The 23,848-nt window shown below is 69.6% G+C and carries 25 protein-coding genes; 12 read left to right on the top strand and 13 right to left on the bottom strand.

The features are described from left to right. The first annotated feature begins 300 nt into the window (after window positions 1-300). Window positions 301-2,994: a transglycosylase domain-containing protein gene (locus ACZ45Q_RS22850; RefSeq protein ID WP_468264350.1), complete on the top strand. Its 2,694-nt coding sequence runs from the start codon at window positions 301-303 to the stop codon at window positions 2,992-2,994. Window positions 2,995-3,132: 138 nt separating this feature from the next. Further along, window positions 3,133-4,641 carry a glycosyltransferase family 87 protein gene (locus ACZ45Q_RS22845; protein ID WP_468264348.1) on the top strand — a complete coding sequence of 503 codons (1,509 nt, stop codon included), beginning with the start codon at window positions 3,133-3,135 and terminating at the stop codon, window positions 4,639-4,641. Window positions 4,642-4,772: 131 nt separating this feature from the next. On the opposite strand, the gene ACZ45Q_RS22840 is transcribed toward ACZ45Q_RS22845, so the two are convergent. The 3 genes from ACZ45Q_RS22840 to ACZ45Q_RS22830 form a co-directional block, all read right to left on the bottom strand. Next, window positions 4,773-5,804 carry an alanine racemase gene (locus ACZ45Q_RS22840; protein WP_468264346.1) on the bottom strand — a complete coding sequence of 344 codons (1,032 nt, stop codon included), beginning with the start codon at window positions 5,802-5,804 and terminating at the stop codon, window positions 4,773-4,775. An 88-nt stretch (window positions 5,805-5,892) separates the two neighbouring features. Then, the gene (gene femX, locus ACZ45Q_RS22835; protein ID WP_468264344.1) at window positions 5,893-7,014 is read right to left on the bottom strand and encodes a peptidoglycan bridge formation glycyltransferase FemX; all 1,122 of its coding nucleotides are present in this window, start codon (window positions 7,012-7,014) and stop codon (window positions 5,893-5,895) included. A 172-nt stretch (window positions 7,015-7,186) separates the two neighbouring features. After that, entirely contained in the window at window positions 7,187-7,501 is a 315-nt protein-coding gene (locus tag ACZ45Q_RS22830) for a hypothetical protein (RefSeq protein ID WP_468264342.1), read from the bottom strand. A gap of 275 nt (window positions 7,502-7,776) precedes the next feature. On the opposite strand from ACZ45Q_RS22830, the gene rpsF reads away from it, so the two are divergent. From rpsF to rplI, 4 genes are all read left to right on the top strand, one after another. Continuing rightward, complete coding sequence (gene rpsF / locus ACZ45Q_RS22825) at window positions 7,777-8,067, top strand: 30S ribosomal protein S6 (protein ID WP_003991486.1); 291 nt, start codon at window positions 7,777-7,779, stop codon at window positions 8,065-8,067. 77 nt (window positions 8,068-8,144) lie between these two features. After that, window positions 8,145-8,726, top strand: a complete 582-nt coding sequence (locus ACZ45Q_RS22820) for a single-stranded DNA-binding protein (RefSeq protein ID WP_468264338.1) — start codon at window positions 8,145-8,147, stop codon at window positions 8,724-8,726. Window positions 8,727-8,771: 45 nt separating this feature from the next. Further along, the gene (rpsR, locus tag ACZ45Q_RS22815; protein WP_003949403.1) at window positions 8,772-9,008 is read left to right on the top strand and encodes a 30S ribosomal protein S18; all 237 of its coding nucleotides are present in this window, start codon (window positions 8,772-8,774) and stop codon (window positions 9,006-9,008) included. Window positions 9,009-9,026: 18 nt separating this feature from the next. After that, window positions 9,027-9,473 carry a 50S ribosomal protein L9 gene (gene rplI, locus ACZ45Q_RS22810; protein ID WP_468264335.1) on the top strand — a complete coding sequence of 149 codons (447 nt, stop codon included), beginning with the start codon at window positions 9,027-9,029 and terminating at the stop codon, window positions 9,471-9,473. Between the two features lie 122 nt (window positions 9,474-9,595). On the opposite strand, the gene ACZ45Q_RS22805 is transcribed toward rplI, so the two are convergent. Further along, window positions 9,596-10,933 (bottom strand): MATE family efflux transporter, encoded by a 1,338-nt coding sequence (locus ACZ45Q_RS22805; protein ID WP_468264332.1) that lies wholly within the window; start codon window positions 10,931-10,933, stop codon window positions 9,596-9,598. A gap of 460 nt (window positions 10,934-11,393) precedes the next feature. Here ACZ45Q_RS22805 and dnaB point away from each other — a divergent pair, with 460 nt between their 5' ends. Then, complete coding sequence (gene dnaB / locus ACZ45Q_RS22800) at window positions 11,394-12,872, top strand: replicative DNA helicase (protein WP_468264329.1); 1,479 nt, start codon at window positions 11,394-11,396, stop codon at window positions 12,870-12,872. A 36-nt stretch (window positions 12,873-12,908) separates the two neighbouring features. On the opposite strand, the gene ACZ45Q_RS22795 is transcribed toward dnaB, so the two are convergent. Then, the gene (locus ACZ45Q_RS22795) at window positions 12,909-13,475 is read right to left on the bottom strand and encodes a dihydrofolate reductase family protein (protein ID WP_468264326.1); all 567 of its coding nucleotides are present in this window, start codon (window positions 13,473-13,475) and stop codon (window positions 12,909-12,911) included. Window positions 13,476-13,638: 163 nt separating this feature from the next. Between ACZ45Q_RS22795 and ACZ45Q_RS22790 the strand changes: the two genes are divergently transcribed. Further along, window positions 13,639-14,067 carry a VOC family protein gene (locus ACZ45Q_RS22790; RefSeq protein WP_468264322.1) on the top strand — a complete coding sequence of 143 codons (429 nt, stop codon included), beginning with the start codon at window positions 13,639-13,641 and terminating at the stop codon, window positions 14,065-14,067. A gap of 101 nt (window positions 14,068-14,168) precedes the next feature. Beyond that, on the top strand, window positions 14,169-15,566 hold the full coding sequence (locus tag ACZ45Q_RS22785; protein WP_468264319.1) for a serine hydrolase domain-containing protein: 1,398 nt from the start codon (window positions 14,169-14,171) through the stop codon (window positions 15,564-15,566). An 85-nt stretch (window positions 15,567-15,651) separates the two neighbouring features. On the opposite strand, the gene ACZ45Q_RS22780 is transcribed toward ACZ45Q_RS22785, so the two are convergent. Then, window positions 15,652-16,104, bottom strand: coding sequence for a GNAT family N-acetyltransferase (locus ACZ45Q_RS22780; RefSeq protein WP_468264316.1), 453 nt, complete (start codon window positions 16,102-16,104; stop codon window positions 15,652-15,654). A 55-nt stretch (window positions 16,105-16,159) separates the two neighbouring features. Then, complete coding sequence (locus ACZ45Q_RS22775; protein WP_468264314.1) at window positions 16,160-16,624, bottom strand: MarR family winged helix-turn-helix transcriptional regulator; 465 nt, start codon at window positions 16,622-16,624, stop codon at window positions 16,160-16,162. Window positions 16,625-16,764: 140 nt separating this feature from the next. Here ACZ45Q_RS22775 and ACZ45Q_RS22770 point away from each other — a divergent pair, with 140 nt between their 5' ends. Next, on the top strand, window positions 16,765-17,973 hold the full coding sequence (locus ACZ45Q_RS22770; RefSeq protein WP_468264311.1) for an MFS transporter: 1,209 nt from the start codon (window positions 16,765-16,767) through the stop codon (window positions 17,971-17,973). Window positions 17,974-18,125: 152 nt separating this feature from the next. Continuing rightward, entirely contained in the window at window positions 18,126-18,545 is a 420-nt protein-coding gene (locus tag ACZ45Q_RS22765) for a GlcG/HbpS family heme-binding protein (protein WP_468264308.1), read from the top strand. Between the two features lie 69 nt (window positions 18,546-18,614). Here the strand turns inward: ACZ45Q_RS22765 and ACZ45Q_RS22760 are convergent, their stop codons facing one another. From ACZ45Q_RS22760 to ACZ45Q_RS22735, 6 genes are all read right to left on the bottom strand, one after another. After that, on the bottom strand, window positions 18,615-19,481 hold the full coding sequence (locus ACZ45Q_RS22760; RefSeq protein WP_468264305.1) for a GNAT family N-acetyltransferase: 867 nt from the start codon (window positions 19,479-19,481) through the stop codon (window positions 18,615-18,617). Between the two features lie 168 nt (window positions 19,482-19,649). Continuing rightward, complete coding sequence (locus ACZ45Q_RS22755) at window positions 19,650-20,132, bottom strand: NUDIX domain-containing protein (protein WP_468264302.1); 483 nt, start codon at window positions 20,130-20,132, stop codon at window positions 19,650-19,652. Between the two features lie 73 nt (window positions 20,133-20,205). Further along, window positions 20,206-21,111 (bottom strand): LysR family transcriptional regulator, encoded by a 906-nt coding sequence (locus ACZ45Q_RS22750; protein WP_468264299.1) that lies wholly within the window; start codon window positions 21,109-21,111, stop codon window positions 20,206-20,208. Window positions 21,112-21,316: 205 nt separating this feature from the next. Further along, window positions 21,317-22,495 carry a cystathionine gamma-lyase gene (locus ACZ45Q_RS22745; protein ID WP_468264295.1) on the bottom strand — a complete coding sequence of 393 codons (1,179 nt, stop codon included), beginning with the start codon at window positions 22,493-22,495 and terminating at the stop codon, window positions 21,317-21,319. After that, the gene (locus ACZ45Q_RS22740; protein ID WP_468264292.1) at window positions 22,492-22,986 is read right to left on the bottom strand and encodes a low molecular weight protein-tyrosine-phosphatase; all 495 of its coding nucleotides are present in this window, start codon (window positions 22,984-22,986) and stop codon (window positions 22,492-22,494) included. Before ACZ45Q_RS22740 ends, ACZ45Q_RS22745 begins: the two co-directional genes overlap by 4 nt. 4 nt (window positions 22,987-22,990) lie before the next feature. Next, window positions 22,991-23,368: a phage holin family protein gene (locus tag ACZ45Q_RS22735; protein WP_468264290.1), complete on the bottom strand. Its 378-nt coding sequence runs from the start codon at window positions 23,366-23,368 to the stop codon at window positions 22,991-22,993. A gap of 60 nt (window positions 23,369-23,428) precedes the next feature. On the opposite strand from ACZ45Q_RS22735, the gene ACZ45Q_RS22730 reads away from it, so the two are divergent. Then, entirely contained in the window at window positions 23,429-23,746 is a 318-nt protein-coding gene (locus ACZ45Q_RS22730) for a cupin domain-containing protein (RefSeq protein ID WP_468264287.1), read from the top strand. Window positions 23,747-23,848 lie beyond the last annotated feature (102 nt).

Raw genomic sequence — 23,848 nt, 5'->3', positions numbered from 1 at the left:
GACGATAGAACGGCCTTCCGTCTGCGACAAGAGGGAGGTTGGTGAACGGGGTCACATCACCGATTCACAGGAGGCAAGTTGCCTGATTTGAGGTGAACTTCGGAGCTCGGGTGTTTTGGCGATGCGTAGTCTGTGCGCCATGCAGACCACAGGGAACCGAGTGACGCCAGAGGGCGTCCCTGTCCCTGGTGCAGTACGGGCTGAGTGCGGTAGGGGCCGCATCCGTACTTCGGGGGGACCGGAAACCAGCTGCCGTTTCCAGGCGCGCAGGGGTGCGCCTGCCCGAGGAGAAGTCGTTCGATGAGCGAGCACCGTCGCAAACCGCCGCAGCCGCAGGGAGGCGGACGTGCCGCGGCCCGACGCGGCCAGTCCGGCTCGTCCTCCGGCCGCCGCGCGGCACCGCGAGGCGCCACCGGATCCTCCGCCGGCTCCCATGGGTCGGGCTCGTACGGTCCGGGAGACACGGAGCGGCCCTATGGCGGCCGCGCCGAAGCCCGCCGTGCCGCCCAGCGGGGCGGAGGCGGCCGCCGCAGAGCCGCCGAGCCGGGCCGTGGCCGGCGTGCGGCGCCGGCCGGGCGCTCCCGGGCCGCGGCGCCCGGCCAGAAGCGGATGATCGACTATCCGCGCTACGACAGGGACGGATGGCGCCGCTGGGTGCCGTCCTGGCGCCTTGTGTCGGGGCTGTGTGTCGCGTTCTTCGGCACGATGCTGGCCGCCGCGGGCCTTGCGTACGCGATGGTCGGCGTCCCGGACGTCGACAAGACGGCGCAGGCCCAGAACAACGTCTACTACTGGGCCGACGGCTCCCAGATGGTCGCCACGGGCGGTGAGCGGAACCGCCAGATCATCGACCTGGCGCAGATCCCCAAGGAGATGCAGAACGCCGTCATCGCCCAGGAGAACAAGACCTTCCGCACGGACAGCGGCATCGACCCCAAGGGCATCGCGCGCGCGGTGTTCAACATGGCCAGGGGCGGGGAGACGCAGGGCGGCTCCACCATCACCCAGCAGTACGTCAAGAACGCCATGCTGAACGACCAGTCGCAGACGATCTCCCGGAAGGTCAAGGAGCTCTTCGTCTCCATCAAGGTGGGCGCCGAGGTCGACAAGGACGACATCCTCGCCGGCTATCTGAACACCACCTACTACGGTCGCGGTGCCTACGGCATCCAGGCGGCGGCCCGGGCGTACTTCAACAAGGACGCCGTCGACCTCAACGCGGGCGAGTGCGCGTTCCTCGCAGCCATGGTCAAGGGCGCCACGTACTACGACCCGGCGGGCGCCACCTCGATCGACCCCGCCGCCACTCCCGCGGCGAACAAGAAGCGGGCCCTGGGGCAGATGCAGGACACGCTCGACAAGATGGTCGAGTACGGCTATCTGAGCCAGGAGGAGCGCGCCAAGCACACCACGCTGCCCACGACGCAGAACCCGCGGTCGAACACCGCGCTCAGCGGGCAGATCGGCTACCTCGTCGACCTCGCCAAGGCGTCGGTGATCAAGAACGACATCGCCACGGCGGACCAGCTGGAGCAGGGCGGCTACTCGATCCACACGACCTTCGACAAGAAGCAGGTCGAGGAGCTCGAGAAGTCGGTCAAGAAGGTCTACAAGAAGAACATCGACCCCGAGAAGCGCCCGGACACGGACACCCACGTCCAGTTCGGCGGGGCTTCCGTCGATCCTGAGACCGGAGCGATCAAGGCCATCTACGGCGGCACGGACGCCACCAAGCACTTCACCAACAACGCGGACGTCACCGGTGCCCAGGTCGGCTCGACGTTCAAGCCGTTCGTGCTCGCGGCGGCGATGAAGTGGGGCGTGCGCGACCCGGACGGCCCCGTGGAGCAGGCCCAGGACGAGCGCACCATCGTCTCCCCGAAGAGCCTGTACACCGGCAAGAACAAGTACAAGATCAAGAACTACGACGGCTCGGTCTGGCACAACGAAAAGGGCGAGGAGTGGCTTCAGGTCAACGACGGTGACGTCTCCTACGGCGAGCCGCCCGAGTACAAGGTCGACCTGCGTGAGGCGATGCGGGAGTCGGTGAACTCCTCCTTCGTCCAGCTCGGCATGGACGTCGGCCTGGACAAGGTGAAGGAGGCCGCGGTCGACGCCGGCCTCCTGGAGAGCAGCCTGACCGGTACCACGTATCCGTCATTCTCCATCGGCATCTCCGACCCCAGCGCGATCCGCATGGCGGCCGCCTATGCCACGTTCGCGGACAGTGGCAAGCAGCGTGAGCCGTACTCCGTCACCAAGGTCACGAACAAGGACGGCACCCTCTTCACGCACAAGGTGGAGACCAAGCAGGCGTTCGAGCGCAAGGTCGCGGACAACGTCACGGACGTCCTGAAGACGGTCGTGGAGGACGGAACGGGCACCAACGCCCAGCTCCCCGGCCGTGAGGTGGCGGGCAAGACCGGTACCACGGACGGCAACAAGTCCGCCTGGTTCGTCGGCTACACCCCGCAGCTGGCGACCGCGGTCAGCATGTTCCGGATGGACGACGACGAGAACAACAAGAACCGCACCTTCCTGGAGATGTTCGGCACGGGCGGCGAGGAGAAGATCCACGGTGCCTCGTTCCCGGCCCAGATCTGGCAGGACTTCATGGCGGACGCCATGAAGGGGCTGCCGAAGGAGAGGTTCCCGAAGCCGCAGCCGATCGGTGAGGTCATCAACGACGCTCCGTCGCCGACTCCCACCCCGTCGCCCACCGAGTCGGAGGAGACCACCCCGTCTCCGAGTCCGACGCCCAGCCAGACGGAGACCAGCCCCTCGCCGACGCCGAGCGACACCTGCGGCGTCTTCGACTGGAGGTGCGACGAGGAGGGCGAGAACGGCGGCAACGCCAATAGCGGCAACGAAAACGGCGGCAACACCGGTGGCGGGGACGAGGGGCCGACTCCCTCACCGTCGACCAGCGAGTCGGAAGGGGACGCCAGCAGAGGTAATCAGAACGGCGGTCTCTTCGGAGGGCCGAACGGTTAGCCGCTGATGGACCGCCTTGGGTGTTTCACGTGAAACATCCGCCTGATCGTGAAACAGCCGCTTGTTTCACGTGAAACAGGGGCCGCCGCACCCACCCGGTGCGGCGGCCCCGCCGTTTCCCCCGTCGCGTACGGCAGGATGTGCCCCATGCCCAGTGCAGAAACGACGCAACCGAGCGCGCACGAGCCGGACCCGGTGCGGCCGACCAGGGAGGACGAGGTAGCCGCGAGCGGCAGCGAGCTGATCGGCGGCCCCATCGGCCGACGAGCCCTGCTGGGGGCGTCCTGGTGGACCCCGGTACGGGTGATCGCGCTCGTGGCGATCGGCATGTTCGCCCTCGGCATGGTCCAGAAGGCTCCCTGCTACAACGGGGCCTGGTTCTTCGGCGCCAGCTCGCAGTACACGCACGCCTGCTACTCGGACATCCCGCACCTCTACCAGGGGCGAGGGTTCGCCGACGGCCTGGTGCCGTACTTCGACAAGCTCCCCGGTGACATGCAGTACCTCGAGTACCCGGTGCTGACCGGTGTGTTCATGGAGGTGGCCGCCTGGCTCACACCGGGCAGCGGCAGCATCCAGGACCAGGAGCAGTGGTACTGGATGGTCAACGCCGGGATGCTGATGGCTTGCGCCGCCGTCATCGCGGTCTGTGTGACCCGTACCCACGCCCGGCGTCCCTGGGACGGCCTGCTGGTCGCACTGGCGCCCGCCTTCGCCCTCACCGCCACCATCAACTGGGATCTGCTGGCGGTGGCCCTGACCGCCGCCGCGATGTTCATGTGGTCGCGGGGCCGCTCCCTGGCCTTCGGTGTACTGCTCGGGCTCGCCACGGCCGCCAAGCTCTATCCCTTCCTGCTGCTCGGCCCCCTGCTGGTGCTGTGCTGGCGGGCCGGTAAGTGGCGGCAGTACGGGATCGCGCTGGCCGGTGCGGCGGGCGCGTGGCTCGTGGTGAACGTGCCGGTGATGCTCTTCGCCTTCGAGGGCTGGTCGAAGTTCTACACGTTCAGCCAGGAACGGGGCGTCGACTTCGGTTCCTTCTGGCTGATCATGGCCCAGAACTCGGACGACCCGCTCAGCACCGAGACGGTCAATACGCTCGCCACGCTTCTGATGCTGCTGTGCTGCGGCGGCGTCGCGGCGCTCACCCTGACCGCTCCGCGCCGTCCGCGCTTCGCCCAGCTGGCGTTTCTGATCGTCGCGGCGTTCATCCTCACCAACAAGGTCTACTCACCGCAGTACGTCCTGTGGCTGGTGCCGCTCGCCGCACTGGCCCGGCCGAGGTGGCGGGACTTCCTGATCTGGCAGGCGTGCGAGGTGGCGTACTTCCTGGGCATCTGGATGTACCTGGCGTACACGACCAGCGGTGACGCCCACAAGGGGCTGCCGACCGATGGCTACCACTGGGCGATCGGGGCGCACCTGGCCGGGACCCTGTTCCTGTGCGTCATGGTCCTGCGCGACATCTTCATGCCGGAACGGGACCCGGTGCGACGGGCCGGGGACGACGACCCCTCGGGCGGGGTACTCGACGGCGCGAAGGACGTGTTCGTGCTGGGTCCCGCCGCCCGCCCACCGCGGCATGCGGCGCCCGTCGAGGGGCCGCCCGTGGAGTGGGGGGCCGGGAGGCCGGGCGGCGGTCCGGGCTGAGGGGAGCGGCGGGCGGCGCCCGGCCGTCAGCGCCCGGCGTCCAGCGCCTCACCGGTTCGACGAGGGCGTCTCAGCGGTCGGTGAGCCGGCTCACCGGGCGACGAAGCAGGCTCACCGTCGACGAGATCGGCTCAGCGGTCGACGAGGCGGTCGAACTGCGTCGTGGTGTGGCGCAGATGGGCGACCAGCTCGTCCCCGACCGTGGGCTCCGGCGCGTCCGCGGGGACGAACAGGATCGAGACCTGCATGTGCGGCGGCTCCGCGAACCAGCGCTGCTTGCCGCCCCAGACGAACGGGGACAGGTTCCGGTTGACGGTGGCGAGGCCGGCCCGGGCGACGCCCTTGGCACGCGGCATGACGCCGTGCAGGGCCTTCGGGGCCTCCAGACCCACCCCGTGCGACGTACCGCCCGCCACGACCACCAGATAGCCGTCGGAGGCGGCCTTCTGCTGCCGGTAGCCGAACCGCTCGCCCTTGGCGACCCGCGTGACGTCCAGGACCGAGCCGCGGTACTCGGTGGCCTCGTGGTCCCCGAGCCACAGCCGCGTGCCGATGCGGGCGCGGAACCGGGTCTGCGGGAACTGCTGCTGGAGCCGGGCGAGTTCCTCGGCCTTGAGGTGGCTGACGAACATGGTGTGCAGCGGCAGGCGGGCCGCCCGCAGCCGGTCCATCCAGCCGATGACCTCCTCGACGGCGTCGGAGCCGTCGGTGCGGTCCAGCGGCAGGTGGATCGCGAAGCCCTCCAGGCGGACGTTCTCTATGGCGGCGTGCAGCTGCGGGAGGTCCTGCTCGCTGATGCCGTGCCGCTTCATCGAGGACATCACCTCGATGACCACGCGGGCGCCGACGAGGCCGTACACGCCGTCGACGGACGAGACCGAGCGCACCACCCGGTCGGGCAGCGGCACGGGCTCCTCACCGCGCCGGTAGGGCGTCAGGACCAGCAGGTCACCGCTGAAGAAATCCTTGATCCGGGCGGCCTCGTACGTCGTGCCGACGGCGAGGATGTCCGCGCCCAGCCGCGTGGCCTCCTCCGCCAGGCGCTCGTGCCCGAAGCCGTAGCCGTTGCCCTTGCAGACCGGGACCAGCCCGGGGAACTGCTCCTGCACGTGCTTGTGGTGCGCCCGCCAGCGCGCGGTGTCGACGTAGAGCGTGAGCGCCATGGCCGGACCTGGAACCTTTCTCGTGGCTGTGGTGTGTCGGAGAGTGCGAAAGGGGGTGTGGTTCAGCGGCTGTGCCGAGCTGCCGTGGTCAGCGGCGCGACATGTAGATGTCGAGCGCCTTGTGCAGCAGCTTGTTCAGCGGGAAGTCCCACTCGCCGAGGTACTCGGCCGCCTGCCCGCCCGTGCCGACCTTGAACTGGATCAGGCCGAAGAGGTGGTCGGTCTCGTCCAGCGAGTCGGAGATGCCGCGCAGGTCGTACACGGTGGCGCCGAGCGCGTAGGCGTCGCGCAGCATCGTCCACTGCATCGCGTTGGAGGGCCGGACCTCGCGGCCGATGTTGTCCGAGGCGCCGTAGGAGTACCAGACGTGGCCGCCGACGATCAGCATGGTCGCCGCCGAGAGGTTCACGCCGTTGTGGCGGGCGAAGTACAACCGCATGCGGTTGGGGTCCTCGGAGTTCAGGGCCGTCCACATGCGCTGGAAGTACGACAGCGGACGCGGCCGGAAGTGGTCGCGCACGGCCGTGATCTCGTACAGCCGCTGCCACTCCTCCAGGTCGTGGTAGCCGCCCTGGACGACCTCGACACCGGCCTTCTCGGCCTTCTTGATGTTGCGGCGCCACAGCTGGTTGAAGTTCTTGTGGACCTCTTCCAGGGAGCGGCCCGCCAGCGGCACCTGGAAGACGTACCGGGGCTGCACGTCGCCGAAGCCGGCGCCGCCGTCCTCGCCCTGCTGCCAGCCCATCCGGCGCAGCTTGTCGGCGACCTCGAAGGCGCGCGGCTCGATGTGGTCGGCCTCGATGTCGCGCAGACGCTTGACGTCGGGGTCCTGGATGCCCTTCTTGATGGACGCCGCGTCCCAGCGGCGGATGATCACCGGGGGGCCCATCTTGACCGAAAAGGCGCCCTGCTGCTTCAGGTGCGCCAGCATCGGCTCGATCCACTCCTGGAGATTCGGCGCGAACCAGTTGATGACCGGGCCCTCGGGCAGGTAGGCGAGGTAGCGCTTGATCTTGGGCAGCTGCCGGTAGAGGACCAGGCCCGCGCCCACCAGTTCGCCGGTCCGGTCGTCGAACCAGCCGAGGTTCTCCGAACGCCATTCCGCCTTGACGTCAGCCCAGGCCGGGACCTGCATGTGACTCGCCGAGGGCAGGCTCTGGATGTACGCCAGATGCTGCTCGCGACTGATGGTCCTCAGGGTCAGGCTCATTCGGGGCGCTCCTCGGGCTGGTGTGTCCCCATGGGTACAGGGGCTCCGGCTCTCGCGCGAAGCCTACTGCGCCAGCCGGGCGCCCCGACCGGGCGCACGACACCTTTGCCCCGGCCGGCGGTCGGCCGGGGCCTGCGACGGTGTGCGGAGTGTGGTCGTGGTGTCCCTGGCGTCAGTCGACGACTCCGCCGAAGAGGCCGCCGTGGGCCATGCCCAGGAAGAAGCCGATGCCCGCCGCTCCCAGGCCCACGATCAGGCCGAAGCGCTCACGGGTCGTCTCCGAGACCCACTGGCCGTACGCGCCGGTGAGGATCCCCAGCAGGCCGGTCCAGGAGCTGAGCAGGTGCAGATGGTGGAACATCGCCGTGATGAACGACGTGATCCCCAGCACCAGGGTCACCGCGAGCAGGGCGTCCTGGAGGGGGTGGGGCTTGCCGTCCGTGGCGAAGAGGCCTCCGCCGGTGTTGGGTCGCAATGCCTGTGCCATAGGGCACCTCCTGCGAAAAGCGGCGCATCGTAGCGCCATACACACCCGATGTGTACAGATTGACCGGCTCAGCCGCCGGATTTCAACCGGAAGCCGGTGTACGGGTACTGTGTACCGTCTGCGTCGGCGTCTGCCCAGGCACAGCCCCGAGAGCCCTGACCATCACCCGATTGTCAGTGGCCGCTGTTTTACTGACAGACACCGAGGCGTACGCATCACAACCCTCCTGCCACGGAACGACCGTGGCCGCTGAGTCCAAAGGAGGTGGGTTCCACATGCGTCACTACGAGGTGATGGTCATCCTCGACCCCGACGTCGAGGAGCGCGCTGTCTCTCCGCTGATCGAGAACTTCCTTTCCGTCGTCCGTGACGGTGGCGGAAAGGTCGAGAAGGTCGACACCTGGGGCCGTCGTCGTCTCGCGTACGAGATCAAGAAGAAGCCCGAGGGCATCTACTCGGTCATCGACCTGCAGGCCGAGCCTGCGGTCGTCAAGGAGCTCGACCGCCAGATGAACCTGAACGAGTCGGTCCTCCGGACCAAGGTCCTCCGTCCCGAGACCCACTGAGCCCTTCCGCTCAGCTGATCCCGGGCTCCGAGTAGCAGCACAAGCAGCCAGCAGCAAACCCGCCGAGAGGTTCCCCCATGGCAGGCGAGACCGTCATCACGGTCGTCGGCAATCTTGTCGACGACCCCGAGCTGCGCTTCACCCCGTCCGGTGCGGCCGTCGCGAAGTTCCGTGTCGCGTCGACCCCCCGCACCTTCGACCGCCAGACGAACGAGTGGAAGGACGGCGAGAGCCTCTTCCTCACCTGCTCGGTCTGGCGCCAGGCGGCGGAGAACGTCGCCGAATCGCTCCAGCGAGGCATGCGCGTCATCGTGCAGGGCCGGCTGAAGCAGCGGTCCTACGAGGACCGTGAGGGCGTCAAGCGCACGGTCTACGAGCTGGACGTCGACGAGGTCGGCGCCAGCCTGCGCAACGCCACGGCCAAGGTCACCAAGACCTCGGGCCGCGGTGGCCAGGGCGGCTACGGCGGCGGTGGCGGCCAGCAGGGCGGCGGCTGGGGCGGTGGCCCCGGTGGCGCCCAGCAGGGCGGCGGCGCTCCCGCCGACGACCCGTGGGCGACCGGCGCTCCCGCCGGCGGCCAGCAGGGTGGCGGCGGTGGCTGGGGCGGTGGCCCCGGCGGCGGCCAGGGCGGCGGCTACTCGGACGAGCCTCCCTTCTAAGGGCGGGCTCGTACCCCAACTTCTTGATCACACAGGAGAAACACCATGGCGAAGCCGCCTGTGCGCAAGCCGAAGAAGAAGGTCTGCGCGTTCTGCAAGGACAAGGTCACGTACGTGGACTACAAGGACACGAACATGCTGCGGAAGTTCATTTCCGACCGCGGCAAGATCCGTGCCCGCCGCGTGACCGGCAACTGCACCCAGCACCAGCGTGACGTCGCCACGGCCGTGAAGAACAGCCGTGAGATGGCGCTGCTGCCCTACACCTCCACCGCGCGATAAGGGAAGGGTGACCGACTCATGAAGATCATCCTCACCCACGAGGTCTCCGGCCTCGGTGCCGCGGGCGACGTCGTCGACGTCAAGGACGGTTACGCCCGTAACTACCTGATCCCGCGGAAGTTCGCGATCCGCTGGACCAAGGGCGGCGAGAAGGACGTCGAGCAGATTCGTCGTGCTCGCAAGATCCACGAGATCCAGACCATCGAGCAGGCCAACCAGGTGAAGGCCCAGCTCGAGGGCGTCAAGGTCCGCCTGGCCGTCCGCGCCGGCGACGCCGGTCGTCTCTTCGGTTCCGTCACCCAGGCCGACATCGCCTCGGCGATCAAGGCTGCCGGTGGCCCCGAGGTCGACAAGCGCCGTATCGAGGTCGCCTCGGCGATCAAGACGCTGGGCGCCCACGAGGCGTCCGTGCGTCTGCACCCCGAGGTTGCCGCTACGGTCAACGTCGAGGTTGTCGCCGCGTAAGGGCTGCACTCGCTGGACGAGTGAGCGATGGGGCCGCTCCCTTCGGGGGGCGGCCCCATCGTCGTGCCGGGTGTTTCACGTGAAACGGACAGTGCGTCTGGGGGACGTTTCACGTGAAACAGTCAGCGCGTTGCGCCGGTCACGATCCAGCGCCCCGACCGCGTGCGCAGCCACAGGGTCAGCATCCGCACGGTCATCATCAGCGTCATGGCGGCCCACAAGGCGGTGAGCCCGCCACCGACGGTGGGGACGAGCAGTGCCACGGGCGTGAACACCGCCAGGGTGACCAGCATCGCCCAGGCCAGATACGGGCCGTCGCCCGCGCCCATCAGCACACCGTCCAGCACGAAGACGACACCGCAGATCGGCTGGGAGAGCGCCACGATCACCAGAGCGGGCAGGGCTGCGTCCTTGACCGCGGAGTCGCTGGTGAACAGGGGGAGGAAGGCAGGACGGCTGAGCACCACCAGCAACCCCAGGACGATGCCGACCACGATGCCCCAGGCCACCATCCGGCGGCAGACGTCGCGGGCGCCCTGCGCGTCGCCGGCCCCCAGGTAGCGTCCGATGATCGCTTGCCCGGCGATCGCGATCGCGTCCAGGGCGAAGGCGAGCAGGCTCCACAGGGAGAGGATGATCTGGTGGGCGGCCATGTCGGCGTCACCGAGCCTGGCGGCGACCGCCGTGGCGATCATCAGGATCGCCCGCAGCGACAGGGTGCGCACCAGGAGTGGCACACCTGCCTGTGCGGAGGCCCTTATCCCGGCGGCGTCCGGGCGCAGGGAGGCACCATGGCGCCGGGCTCCGCGGACGACCACCACCAGGTAGACCGTGGCCATGCCGCACTGGGCGATGACGGTGCCCCAGGCGGACCCGGCGATGCCCAGGTCGAAGCCGTAGACGAGGACGACGTTGAGGAGGGCGTTGGTGACGAACCCGGCGACGGCCACGTAGAGGGGTGTACGGGTGTCCTGCAGCCCCCGTAGAACGCCGGTCGCGGCGAGGACGACGAGCATGGCGGGGATGCCGAGCGTGGAGATCCGCAGATAGGCGGTCGCGTAGGGGGCCGCGGTGTCCGAGGCACCGAAGAGTTCCACGAGGGACGGTGCCGTGGGCAGCACGACGGCGATGACAGCCGCTCCGAGCAGCAGGGCGAGCCAGATGCCGTCCATCCCCTGGCGGATGGCGGCCTGTGGATCCCCGGCTCCGACCCTGCGGGCCACCGCCGCCGTGGTGGCGTAGGCGAGGAAGACGAAGACGCTCACGGCGGTTGTGAGGAGGGCCGACGCGACACCGAGACCGGCGAGCTGGGCGGTGCCGAGATGGCCGACGATCGCGCTGTCGGCCATGACGAAAAGGGGCTCGGCGACGAGCGCGCCGAAGGCCGGGACGGCCAGCGCGATGATCTCTCGGTCGTGCCGGCGGCGGTCGGTCCGCGGGCGCTCGGGGGCCTGTGTCATGTGCACCAATCTAATCGTCCACAAGTAAGAGATGCAAAGGGCTTGGGGCCCTTACTTGTGGATGAGGTGTGCGCACTCCTGTGCGTGGTCCCCAGTGATCTTGAGCCGACTGGGGAAGTTTTTCTTCTGCACAGCCGGTGGATGGGAAAAGCGCAGGTCACAGGGTGTCTCGGTGGAGGCGTCGAGGGCTTGTTCACAGGGCTGTCCACCGGCTCGTGCACAGGTTTGGCGGAGTTCTCCACAGCATCTGGGCCGTCGTCCACATGGCCTGTGGATAACCAGATTGGCTGACGGTGCCCGCAGGCCTACCGTGGTGCGGCGCCCGCTCCGACCGTCGCCCTGCCAAAAGGCCCAAAACCGACGCGCCGCAACCGGAGTTGGGTCTCTTGTTTGTCAGTGCCGTGCCGTAGAAATGAGGGGCACGGCGAGGTCCGCGTGGCGGACGGGAGGAGGTGGCTCGGTGAGCATTTCCGAGCCCTTGGACGAGCCGTGGGCCGACAGCGGGCCCAGTGATCGTCTGCCTGCCTCCCGCCGTCGTGGCGACGGTGGCCGTGGCCGTGACGAGCAGCACGAGCGCGGCCGGGACGCCGGCATGTGGGAAGAGCCCGGCCCGTCGTTCGAGCGGGTGCCGCCCCAGGATCTGGAGGCCGAGCAGTCGGTCCTCGGCGGCATGCTGCTGTCCAAGGACGCCATCGCCGACGTCGTGGAAATCCTCAAGGGCCACGACTTCTACAAGCCGGCCCACGAGACCATCTACCTGGCGATCCTCGACGTCTACGCCAAGGGCGAGCCGGCCGACCCGATCACGATCGCGGCCGAGCTGACCAAGCGGGGCGAGATCAACAAGGTCGGCGGGGCCGCGTATCTGCACACGCTGGTCCAGACGGTGCCGACGGCGGCGAACGCGGCGTACTACGCGGAGATCGTCCATGAGCGCGCCGTGCTGCGACGCCTGGTCGAGGCGGGCACGCGAATCACGCAGATGGGCTATGCGGCCGACGACGACGTCGACGAGATCGTCAACCGCGCCCAGGCGGAGATCTACGCGGTGACCGAGCAGCGCACCAGCGAGGACTATCTGCCGCTCGGCGACATCATGGAGGGTGCCCTCGACGAGATCGAGGCGATCGGCTCGCGCAGCGGTGAGATGACCGGCGTGCCCACGGGCTTCACGGACTTCGACTCGCTGACCAACGGGCTGCACCCGGGCCAGATGATCGTCATCGCCGCGCGTCCGGCGATGGGCAAGTCGACGCTGGCGCTGGACTTCGCCCGGGCGGCCTCGATCAAGAACAACCTGCCCAGCGTGATCTTCTCCCTGGAGATGGGGCGCAACGAGATCGCGATGCGCCTGTTGTCCGCCGAGGCCCGGGTCGCCCTGCACCACATGCGGTCCGGCACGATGACGGACGACGACTGGACCCGGCTGGCGCGGCGGATGCCCGATGTCTCCGCCGCGCCGCTCTACATCGACGACTCACCGAACCTGTCGATGATGGAGATCCGTGCCAAGTGCCGCCGCCTCAAGCAGCGCAACGACCTGAAGCTGGTGGTCATCGACTACCTCCAGCTGATGCAGTCCGGCGGCTCCAAGCGCGCCGAGAGCCGTCAGCAGGAGGTCTCGGACATGTCCCGGAACCTGAAGCTGCTGGCGAAGGAGCTGGAGATCCCGGTCATCGCGCTGTCCCAGCTGAACCGCGGTCCCGAGCAGCGCACCGACAAGAAGCCGATGGTCTCCGACCTGCGCGAGTCCGGGTCCATCGAGCAGGACGCCGACATGGTCATCCTCCTGCACCGCGAGGACGCCTACGAGAAGGAGTCCCCGCGCGCGGGCGAGGCCGACCTGATCGTCGCCAAGCACCGAAACGGCCCGACGGCGACCATCACCGTCGCCTTCCAGGGCCACTATTCGCGCTTCGTCGACATGGCGCAGACCTGAGCCCTGCGGTGCAGGGCCCGGATGGTGGGAAGCCGTTCAGCGCCTCGTCTCGTACCTGGTCATGACCACGCCGCCGGGAAACGTCCGCGTCTCCACCAGGTCCAGGTTCACCCAGCTGTCCAGCGCGGTGAAGAACGGCGTGCCGCCGCCCACCAGGACCGGATGGGTGGCGATCACGTACTCGTCGATCAGGCCGGCGCGCATGGCCGCCCCGGCGAGCGTGGCGCCGCCGATGGTCATGGGGGCGCCGTCCTCGGCCTTGAGCCGGGTGATCTCGGCGATCGCGTCGCCGGTGACCAGGCGGGTGTTCCAGTCGACCGTGTCGATCGTCGAGGAGAACACCACCTTCGGGGTGTCCCGCCAGTTCCGCGCGAACTCGATCTCCGCCGGGTTGGCGCCGGGTTGCTGGTCGCCGGTCGGCCAGTAGGAACTCATCGTCTCCCAGAGCTTGCGCCCGTACAGTGACAGGCCGCTCGCCTGCTCCTGTTCGAGCCACCACTGGAACAGCTCGTGGCTCGGCGGTCCGCTCCAGTCGATGTCGTCGCCGGCCGCGGCGATGTAGCCGTCCAGGGACAGGTTCATGCCGTAGATCAGTTTCCGCATGACCCAGCCTTCCGTCCGTGGGTGTCCGACGTGGAGACCGGCGCGGCGCGGGAAACTCATCGGTGTGCGACCCGGGCTCGCCGAGAGTCCTCGTGCCCGGGGCTCAGCATGGCATGAGCGGGAAGCCCTCACAGGTGGATGTCGCGGCCCCTAGGGTGGCCCCATGTCAGCGATCAAGAAATTCCAGGTCACCTTCGACTGCGCGGAACCCGAGCGTCTCGCTCGCTTCTGGTGCGAGGTGCTGGGCTATGTCATACCGCCGCCACCGGAGGGGTTCGCCACGTGGGACGACTTCCAGCGGTCGCTGCCGCCCGAGGAGCGGGATGCGTGGTGCGCCTGCGTGGACCCCTCGGGTGTGGGCCCGCGCCTGTACTTCCAGCGGGTTCCCGAAGGGAAGGCCGCCAAGAACCGGGTGCATCTTGATGTGCGGGTCGCCACCGGGCTCGTGGGTGAGGAGCGCCTCGCCGCACTCGAGGCCGAGTGCGCACGACTGGTCCCGCTCGGCGCGGTCCACGTGCGAACGCTGTATGACGGCAAGGATGCCTGCATCCCGATGCTGGACATCGAGGGCAACGAGTTCTGCCTCGACTAGAGGCCGCAGCCACGCACTGCCCCGGTCCGCGCCCACCGCAGGGGACCGTTCCCAGGGGAAATGGACTCGACTGGAGCAGGAACGGCGGATGGACTGGGCGTATGACGACACCTCAGGATGAGCTGCTCCCCAGTACTCGACGTGCGTTGCTGCACCGGATCGCCGTCGCCCAGGCCGAGGGCCGGGCACCGTCGTTGGTCGCGGCGGTGGTCCGGGGCGGTCGGGCCGTCTGGCACGGGGCACGGACCTCGGTGGACGGGCACGGCCCCGACGAGAACGTGCAGTACCGGATCGGCTCGATCACCAAGACCTTCACCGCCGTTCTCGTTCTGCGGCTGCGTGACGAGGGCCTGCTCGATCTCGGGGACCCGCTGGAGAAGCATCTGCCGGACACGGGGGCGGGCGAGGCCACGATCGCGCAACTGCTCGCGCACACCGGGGGACTGGCGGCGGAGTCACCCGCGCCGTGGTGGGAGCGGACGCCCGGCTCACTGCGCCCGGAGCTCACCGACGTACTGGGCGACCAGCCCTTCCTTCATCGGGTGGGCCGGCGACACCACTACTCCAACCCCGGATACACGCTGCTCGGCGCGCTGGTCGAGAAACTGCGTGGCGCCCCCTGGGAGGACGTCCTGCGGCAGGAGGTGCTCGAACCCCTCGGTCTGGAGCGCACCACCGGTCGGCCGCGGGCGCCGCACGCCGGGGGCTGGGCGGTGCATCCCTGGGCCGATGTGATGCTGGCCGAGCCCGCCGAGGACCTCGGCCGGATGGCCCCGGCCGGACAGCTCTGGTCCACCACCGGGGACCTTGCGCGGTTCGCGGCGTTCCTGACGTACGGCGACGAGAAGGTGCTCGGCCCGGAGGCCGTACGGGAGATGCGGGTCCCGGCAGCGCCGGCCGAGGCGGCGGACCTCGCGGACGGGGTCACGTACGGACTCGGACTGCAGGTCCGGCACCAGCACGGCCGGCTGCTGGTGGGGCACTCCGGCTCGCTGCCGGGCTTCCTGGCGAATCTCACCATCAGCGCCGAGGACGACGTGGCGGCGGTGGTGCTCGCCAACTGCACCTCCGGGCCGCCTCTCGCCACGGTGGGTGCCGATCTGGTGCGCATCGTCGCCGAGGCCGAGCCCCGGATTCCCGAGCCGTGGCGTCCGTCGCCCGAGGTCGACGCATCCGTGCTCGAACTGGCCGGGCCGTGGTACTGGGGGACCCAGTCCTTCGCCCTGCGCATCACGGCAGACGGGGGCGTCTCGCTGGAGCCGCTGTCCGGCAGCGGCCGCCGCTCACGCTTCCGGGCGAACGCGGACGGGACCTGGACCGGGCTGGAGGGCTATTACGCGGGTGAGCTGCTGCAGGCCGTGCGCCGCCCGGACGGGAGCGTGAGCCATCTGGACCTGGGGTCCTTCGTGTTCACCCGTGAGCCGTACGACGAGGAGGCTCCCGTGCCGGGCGGGGTGGACCCGGAGGGCTGGCGGGGCATCGGCCAGGACAGGCGCTGACGGACCGACTGCGGGACGGACTGTGCGGGGTCCTGTTTCACGTGAAACAGGACCCCGCTTTCCTGTGAAACAAGGCCCGTGTCGATCACAGTGCGAGCTTGAAGCCCAAGTGGGAGGACGTGAAACCCAGCCGCTCGTAGAAGCGATGAGCCTTGGTGCGGCTGGCATCGGAGGTCAGTTGCACCAACTGGCAGCCTTGGCGACGGGACTCGTCGATCGCCCACTCGATGAGGCGTGTGCCCAGACCGCTACCGCGTTCGTCGGCGTGAATCCGGACTCCTTCGATGACCGACCTCGTCGCTCCCCGCCGGGAGAGCCCGGGGATGATCGTCAGCTGGAGAGTGCCGACGACCCGGCCGTCTCGGACGGCGACCACCTGGTGCTGGTTCGGGTCGGCGCTGAGCCGGGCGAACGCCGAGAGATAGGGACTCAGGTCGTCGGGTGACTCGCGCTGCGCGCCCAGGGGGTCGTCGGCGAGCATCGCGACGATCGCGGGCACGTCGTTCTCGGCCGCGGGCCGTATTTCAAGATCTTCCATGACCGCACCCTATGCAGGCGCGGGCACACAGTGGGCAGGTCCGGGCCTCCAGGGCCTACGCCACGACCGGCGCCTTGAGGGTCTCCACGGCACGGACCAGAGGTGCCAGCTCGGGGTTCCGCGCAGCCGCGTCGAGGGCCTCGCGCAGTGCGGCGTCGTTGGTGGGCCGAGCCTCTTCCAGGAGCTTCAGACCGGCTTCGGTGACGTTGGTGTAGATGCCGCGACGGTCGGTGGGGCACAGATAGCGCTCGAGCAGCCCACGGTCCTCGAGCCGGGTGACCAGGCGGGTGGTGGCGCTCTGGCTGAGGACCACGGCGTCGGCGACCTGCTTCATCTGCAGATGCCCGCCGTCGCCGTCGTGCTGCCGGCTGAGCACGTCGAGCAGGGAGTACTCGCGTGCGCTCAGTCCGTGTCCGGCCTGCAGGGCGCGTTCGATGTGTGCCTCGATCCTCCCGTGCAGCAGGGAGAGGGCGCACCAGCCCTGTGCGAGAGCGGTGAGCGCGGGGTCCGTCGCTGTCATGGGCGTTTCCTCCATCCCGGAGAGGCTGACACAAGAGTAGACCAGGGCCGCAATAGACAGCTTGTGCATATAGCCCGCGTCTGCAACTATTGTCGACGCACGCAAAGCGCTCATGCAATCTTCTGGGAAGGTGTACCCCCATGCCTCTCGCGCTTCTGGCCCTCGCGATCGGGGCCTTCGGGATCGGAACGACCGAATTCGTGATCATGGGCTTGCTGCCCGAGGTCGCGAGTGACTACGGGGTCTCCATCCCCACCGCAGGCTTCCTGGTGACCGGCTATGCGCTCGGCGTGATGCTCGGCGCCCCGCTGATGACCGTGCTCGGCACCAAGGTCTCCCGCAAGCGGATGCTGATGCTGTTGATGGGTCTGTTCATCGCCGGCAACCTGATCTCCGCCGTCGCGCCCGCCTTCTCGCTCATGCTGATCGGCCGTGTGGTCGCCTCGCTCGCCCACGGCGCCTTCTTCGGCATCGGCTCGGTCGTCGCGGCCGACCTGGTCGCTCCGCACAAGAGGGCCGGCGCCATCGCGACGATGTTCACCGGTCTGACCGTCGCCAACGTCGTCGGCGTCCCGCTGGGCACCCTCATCGGCCAGTCCGTCGGTTGGCGCGTCACCTTCGCGATCGTCGCCGCGCTCGGTGTCGTGGGCCTGCTGGGCATCGCCCGGCTGGTTCCCGACATGCCGAAGCCCGAGGGCGTGCGACTGGGCCACGAACTGGCCGCCCTCAAGAACGTCCAGGTCCTGCTCGCCATGGCGATGACCGTCCTCGGCTTCGGCGGCGTCTTCGCGGCCATCACCTACATCGCGCCGATGATGACCCATGTCGCCGGCTACGCCGACGGCTCGGTCACCTGGCTGCTGGTCCTGTTCGGACTCGGCATGGTCGGCGGCAACCTCGTCGGCGGCCGGTTCGCGGACCGCGCCCTGATGCCGATGCTCTACGTCTCCCTGGGTGCCCTGGCCGTCGTGCTCGCACTGTTCACGTTCACCGCGCACAACAAGCTCGCGGCCGCCGTGACCATCGCCCTGATCGGCGCGCTGGGCTTCGCCACCGTCCCGCCGCTGCAGAAGCGCGTGCTGGACCAGGCACACGGCGCCCCGACCCTGGCCTCGGCGGTGAACATCGGCGCCTTCAACCTCGGCAACGCGCTGTCCGCCTGGCTCGGCGGCCTGGTCATCGCCGCCGGGTTCGGCTACACCGCCCCCAACTGGGTCGGTGCCGTCCTGGCCGCGGCCGCCCTGGTCCTCGCCGTCCTCTCCGCCGCCCTCGAGCGGCGCGGCAGCGGCGTCGGCACCGTGGTGGCGGCCTCGGAACCCGCCGAGCGGCGGACCGCCGCCCACCACTGACCCCTTCCCCCACCGACCCCTTCCACCACTGGCCCTTCGACCACCGGGCCGCCACGACGCGGGGCCAGGGCCGTCCCCGCGCCGGTGCCCGGCAGCGCCCCGGCCTTCCGCCGGGTGCGGCACCATCTCGTACCAGCCAAGGAGCAGTTCCCATGAGCACCACCGCCGTCACCCCGCTGACCACCCAGGACGCCGACGCGCTCGTCGCCGCGGCGCACCGGGCCGCCGAGGCCGCCGGGGTGACCGTCAGTGTCACCGTCCTCGATGCCGGCGGCCATCTGCTCGCCTTCCGGCGGGACGACCGCGCCGTGCTGATCTCCGGGGAGACCAGCACCCGCAAGGCCTACACGGCACTCCAGTTGAACACCGCCACGGCCGACGTCGTCGACGCCGTCCAGCCGGGTGGCCTCTTCCACACCCTGCCCACCGCACTCGACCGGCCGCTGCTGTTCATCGCGGGCGGTGTGCCGATCCACCGCGACGGCCGGCTCGTCGGCGCGATCGGTGTCGGTGGCGGCGCTCCGGAGCAGGACCACGCCTTCGCGACGGCCGCCGTGGCGACCCTCGGCTGACGCGAAAGGCCCGACCCCTCGGCTGACCCGAGGGGCCGGGCACTCCGCTGACCGCGTCGTACGGCGCGGTCAGCCCGCCGCCACCGTCAGCGGGGCGAACCGCCGACGCCAGTCGCCGGGCAGCTCCGGGATGCCGTACGTCATGACGGCGTTGAAGGCGACGGGCGCCAGGCCGTGGGCCTTGACCCAGGCCAGCAGCTCTTCGTGGCGCACGTCGATGTCCGTGCGCAGCGGCCGGCCGGTGTGGGCGGCGAGGGAGGCGACCAGGGCCTTGGCGGTGTCCGTGTCCCGGGCGATCAGCGGCCCCACGACGTGGGTGTCCATGTTGGGCCAGGCCGCCGCGTAGCCGATGAGCCGGCCCTTCTCCTCCGCCACACGCAGCTGATCGGCGAAGGCGGGCAGCCGGGTGACGATGTGCGTGCGGTCGACGCCGAACACCTCCTCGTCGAGCCGGAGGATGGCGGTGAGATCCTCGGCCGTCGCCGCTCGCGTGACGACCGGCGGTACCTCGTCGTCCGGCGTGAAGTGTCCGCGCACCATCTCCGCGCGCCCGGTGATCTTGAAGCCGATCTCCTCGTAGAGCGGACGGCCGCTGGGTGTCGCGTGCAGGGTGAGGGGGGTGGGGCCCATCGTGGCCGTCACATGACGCATCAGCCGACGCCCGACCCCCTTCCGGGCGTGCCGTTCGGCGACCAGCACCATGCCGATGGCGGCTAGGGCGGGATTGTCCTGCGGCCCGTACTCCGTGACGGTGCAGGCGCACACGAGTCCGCCGTCGGGGTCGTCGATGCCGTATGCCCTCCCGGCAGTGAGGAGCAGGCTCCACTTGTGCTCTTCGCGTGGCCACCCCCGATCCTCGGACAGATCGGAGCACGCGGTGAGATCGCGAAGCGTCAGACGGCGGATCGGCAGATCGGCAAGGGAAGGAGTCGGCACGCAGGTCAGGCTGTCCGACGGCGGACCCCGGCGTCCACCTGTTTCACCGGAGAGACGCGAGCTTTTGGCCATGTTGTGTCCGGCTGCACAGCGCAGGGCCACCCGCGCGATGTTTCACGTGAAACACCCAGAGGGCGAGCACACGCGAGGACAGGTGGTGGTCGAACGTCACCCCAGATCCGGGGCGTGCATGGCACGTACCCCCTCGATGTTGCCGTCCAGATAGTGCCGCAGCGACAGCGGGACGAGATGCACGGAGGCGATCCCGACCCGTGTGAACGGCACCCGCACGATTTCGTACTCGCCCGAGGGCTCCTCGACCTCAGGGCCGTGCCTCAGGGCCGGGTCCATGGACTCCAGACGGCAGACGAAGAAGTGCTGGACCTTCACACCGGTTGCCCCGCCGTCCTCGCCGATGTGTTCCACGGTGTCGACGAAGCACGGAACCACATCGGTGATCTTGGCGCCCAACTCCTCGTACACCTCGCGGTGCAGGGCATCGACAACTGTGGTGTCGTCCGGCTCGACCCCGCCCCCAGGAGTGACCCAGTAGGGGTCCACGCCGGGCTTGGTGCGCTTGATCAGAATGAGGTCGTCGCCGTCCAGGAGAACGGCGCGGGCGGTGCGCTTGACCACGGGTCGGTCGGTCATGGAGGAAATGTGGCCCGGCTGGTTCCACGTGAAACCTCGCAGGGTGATGGCCTCGGCGACGCGGGCGACGGCCTCAGGCCCACTCGGCCGCCGACCGCAGCAGCCACTCGTGCGCTCTCGCGATGTGCGGCATCGCCAGGGTGCCGGTGCGCACGGCGAGGAAGTACGTCCGCAGCGGTGGCACGGCGGGCTCGTGCAGGGCGACGACATCACCGCGCCGCAGCGCTTCCGTGCACAGATAGCGGGGCAGGACGGCGAGACCGGCGCCCGCGACCGCACAGGCGAGCACCGCGCGCAGATCGGGGACGATGACCGTGCCCGTGGCGGCCGGGCAGGAGTCGAAGACGGACGCCCAGTAGCGGGTGACCAAGGGCAGTGACTCGTGCACCTCGACGACCGGGACCTGGTCGAGGGCCGGTGCGCCGTCATGGCCGGGGGCGGTGGCGTCGGCCTGCTTGGCCCAGCGCGGCGCGGCGACGAGTACGTGCTCCTCGTCACAGAGCGGAGTCGCCGTGAGCAGGGCGCCGCGCGGGCGGACGGTGCTGATGGCCAGATCATGATGTCCGGCGGCGAGCCCCTCCAGGGACTCCTCGGCGGTTCCGAAGGAGACGCGCAGGGCGAATCCCTGTCCGTCCTCCCCGGTGAGTTCCATGAGGGCGGGCAGTGCGCGCTCGGCCGTGAATTCGGGGGGACCGGCCAGATGCAGCGTGCGCAACAAGGAGGCGTCGTCGAGCCCGGACTCCGCGATCTCCACCAGGGCGTCGAGATGGGGCGCGGCTCGGTGGGCGAGTTCGTCGCCGATGCTGGTCGGCGTCACTCCGCGGGCCTGGCGCAGGAACAGGGGCCGTCCGAGCTGCCGCTCCAGCGTGCGGATCTGTGAGGTGACGGCCGGCTGGGAGAGGCCGAGCAGGGCGGCCGCGCGTGTGAAGGAACCGGCCCGGTGCACGGTCACGAAGGTGCGCAGCAAGGCCAGATCCACGGAAAACCTTCCCCTCCACGGCCCTTCTCCCGGCCCCCCGACCACGCACCACTATAAATATGTCGATAGGTCTCCGTCGCTACGGTGATTGGACACTGACACAGAGTCAACTAGCCTTGGTCGCGCGGTTCTTCGCGCGCGGAACCGAAGGCGGTCCGAGCCACGAGGGGGGAGGCTCGGACCGCCCGTCGCCCCTGGCCCCGGCTCAGCCGGCCGAGACGTCCAGGGCCCGCAGAATGTCCGCCACCAGGTCCGCGGGGTCCTCGGCCCCGACCGACAGCCGGATGAAGCCCTCCTCCACCGCGTCGCCGCCCCAGCGTCCGCGCCGCTCGGCCGTGGACCGCACCCCGCCGAAGCTCGTCGCGTCGTCCACGAGTCGCAGGGCGTCGAGAAAACGATCGGCACGCGCGCGCGTGGGCAGCGTGAAGGAGACGACGCACCCATAGCGCCGCATCTGCTGGGAGGCGACCTTGTGCGACGGATCGTCGGGCAGCCCCGGGTAGCGCAGCCCGGACACCTCGGGCCGCTCCCGCAGGGCCTCGGCCACCTTCAGCGCGGTGGCGTCCTGCCGGTCGACGCGGAGCTGGAGGGTGGCGATGGACCGGTGGGCGAGCCAGGCCTCCATCGGCCCGGGAATCGCGCCGACGATCTTGCGCCAGCGCCGTGCGGCGGTCATGGCCGCGCCCCTGCGGCCGACGACGTAGCCCAGCAGGATGTCGCCGTGTCCGGTGAGCTGCTTGGTCCCGCTCGCCACGGAGAAGTCGGCGCCGAGCTCCAGCGGCCGCTGACCCAGCGGGGTGGCGAGAGTGTTGTCGACGGCGACGAGCGCGCCGCGCGCGTGTGCGGCCTCGACGAGCCGCCGGACGTCGCACACGTCGAGCCCCGGGTTCGACGGTGTCTCGATCCACAGCAGCCGGGCGCCGTCCAGGACGTCGAGCTGGGCGTCGCCGCCGGTCGGGGCGGTGCGGACCTCGACGCCGTACGCCTCCAGTTGCTCGCGCACCAGTGGGAGCACCTGGTAGCCGTCGCTGGGCAGGACGACGGCGTCGCCCGCCCGCAGCTGCGAGAAGATCACCGACGAGATCGCGGCCATGCCCGACGCGAAGACGAGCGTCTCCGCGTCGTCCCGCCCCGGCGCCTCCAGCTCGCCGACGGCCCGCTCCAGCAGGGTCCAGGTCGGGTTCTCGTCCCGTCCGTAGGTGTACGGGCCGGTGGGGTCGCCCGGCAGATGGAAGTGGGCGGCGAACACCGGGCCGGGCAGCGTCGGTTCGTGCTTGACCGGCTCCGGCAGCCCCGCCCGCACCGCGCGGGTGCCGTCGCCGGTGCCCGGGGGCAGGCCCTCCGTGGTGCTGCCGTCCCCGTCGTGCGCAGCGGAATCGCTCATGCCGCCCGTCCTTCCACCTGTTCCCGTACCGCGGCGAGCAGTCCGGTGCTCGCCGCCTCCACCATCTCAAGGCACTCCTCGAAGCCGTCCGCGCCCCCGTAGTAGGGGTCCGGGACGTCGAGGGCGGCGCCCTGGGCGGCGGGGTCGTAGGAGCGCAGCAGCCGTACCTTGGCCGCGTCCTGCTCGGTCGGGGCCAGCCGGCGCAGGGCCCTCAGGTGCCCGGCGTCGAGCGCGACGACGAGGTCCAGGCGGGGGAACCAGGAGGCCTGGAACCGGCGGGCCGTGTGGTCCAGCTCGTAGCCGTTGCGCTCCAGGACGGTCAGGGTGCGCGGGTCGGCGCCCTCGCCCTCGTGCCAGCCGCCCGTGCCGGCGCTGTCCACCTCGACCAGGCTCTCAAGGCCGGCCCCCGCCACCCGCGCGCGGAAGACCGACTCGGCCATCGGGGAACGGCAGATGTTGCCGGTGCAGACGAAACAGACGCGGTACGTCATCGATTCAGTCCTTGTCGGGCAGGAAGGCGTTCAGGGCCCAGGAGACGACCGAGATGATCAGGCCGCCCAGGACCGCGGTCCAGAATCCCTCCACGTGGAAGCTCAGGTCGAGCTGGTCGGCCAGCCAGGACGTGAGCAGCAGCATCAGTGCGTTGACGACCAGCGTGAACAGGCCGAGGGTCAGAATGAACAGCGGCAGGGTCAGCAGCTGCACGATCGGCTTGACCAGCAGATTCACCAGGCCGAAGACCAGCGCGACGAGGATCAGCGTGCCGGCCTTCTCGCCCGTGCTGCCGCCGGTCAGGGTGATCTTGTCCAGCAGCCACACCGCGACCGCGAGGGCCCCCGCGTTGGCGATCGTCTTGACTAGGAAATTCCTCATGTGTCTGATCGTGGCAGACACGCTCGGAAACGACTGGCGAGGCAGGGGCGGACAGGGACGATGAAGGCATTCCGGCTGGACGAACTGGAGGCGGAGCGCGCCGCCAACGACGGTGCGTACCTCCAGTTCCTGCGGGAGCGGAACATGTCGGTGGGGCTGTACGCGCTGGACGCGGGGACGGTGGATCCGCAGAAGCCGCACGAGCAGGACGAGGTCTACTTCGTGGTGAGCGGCCGCGCCTCGATCACCGTCGGCATGGAGACGACCGAGGTGGCCCGCGGCAGCGTGGTGTACGTGCCGGCCGGGGTCGCCCACAAGTTCCACCACATCAGCGAGGACCTGAGGGTCCTGGTGGTGTTCTCTCCGCCCGAGAGCTGAGCCGCGGGCCCGGGATTCCCTAGGGGACGGCTCAGGGGAGGACGGGGGCCGCGGGGGCCCCGCGGGGGCACCTCGCGGCTCTAGCATCGAGGGCAGGACAGG

This window comes from Streptomyces sp. NPDC031049 (genome assembly GCF_055571015.1).
This window is presented reverse-complemented; position numbering and strand designations above follow the sequence as displayed.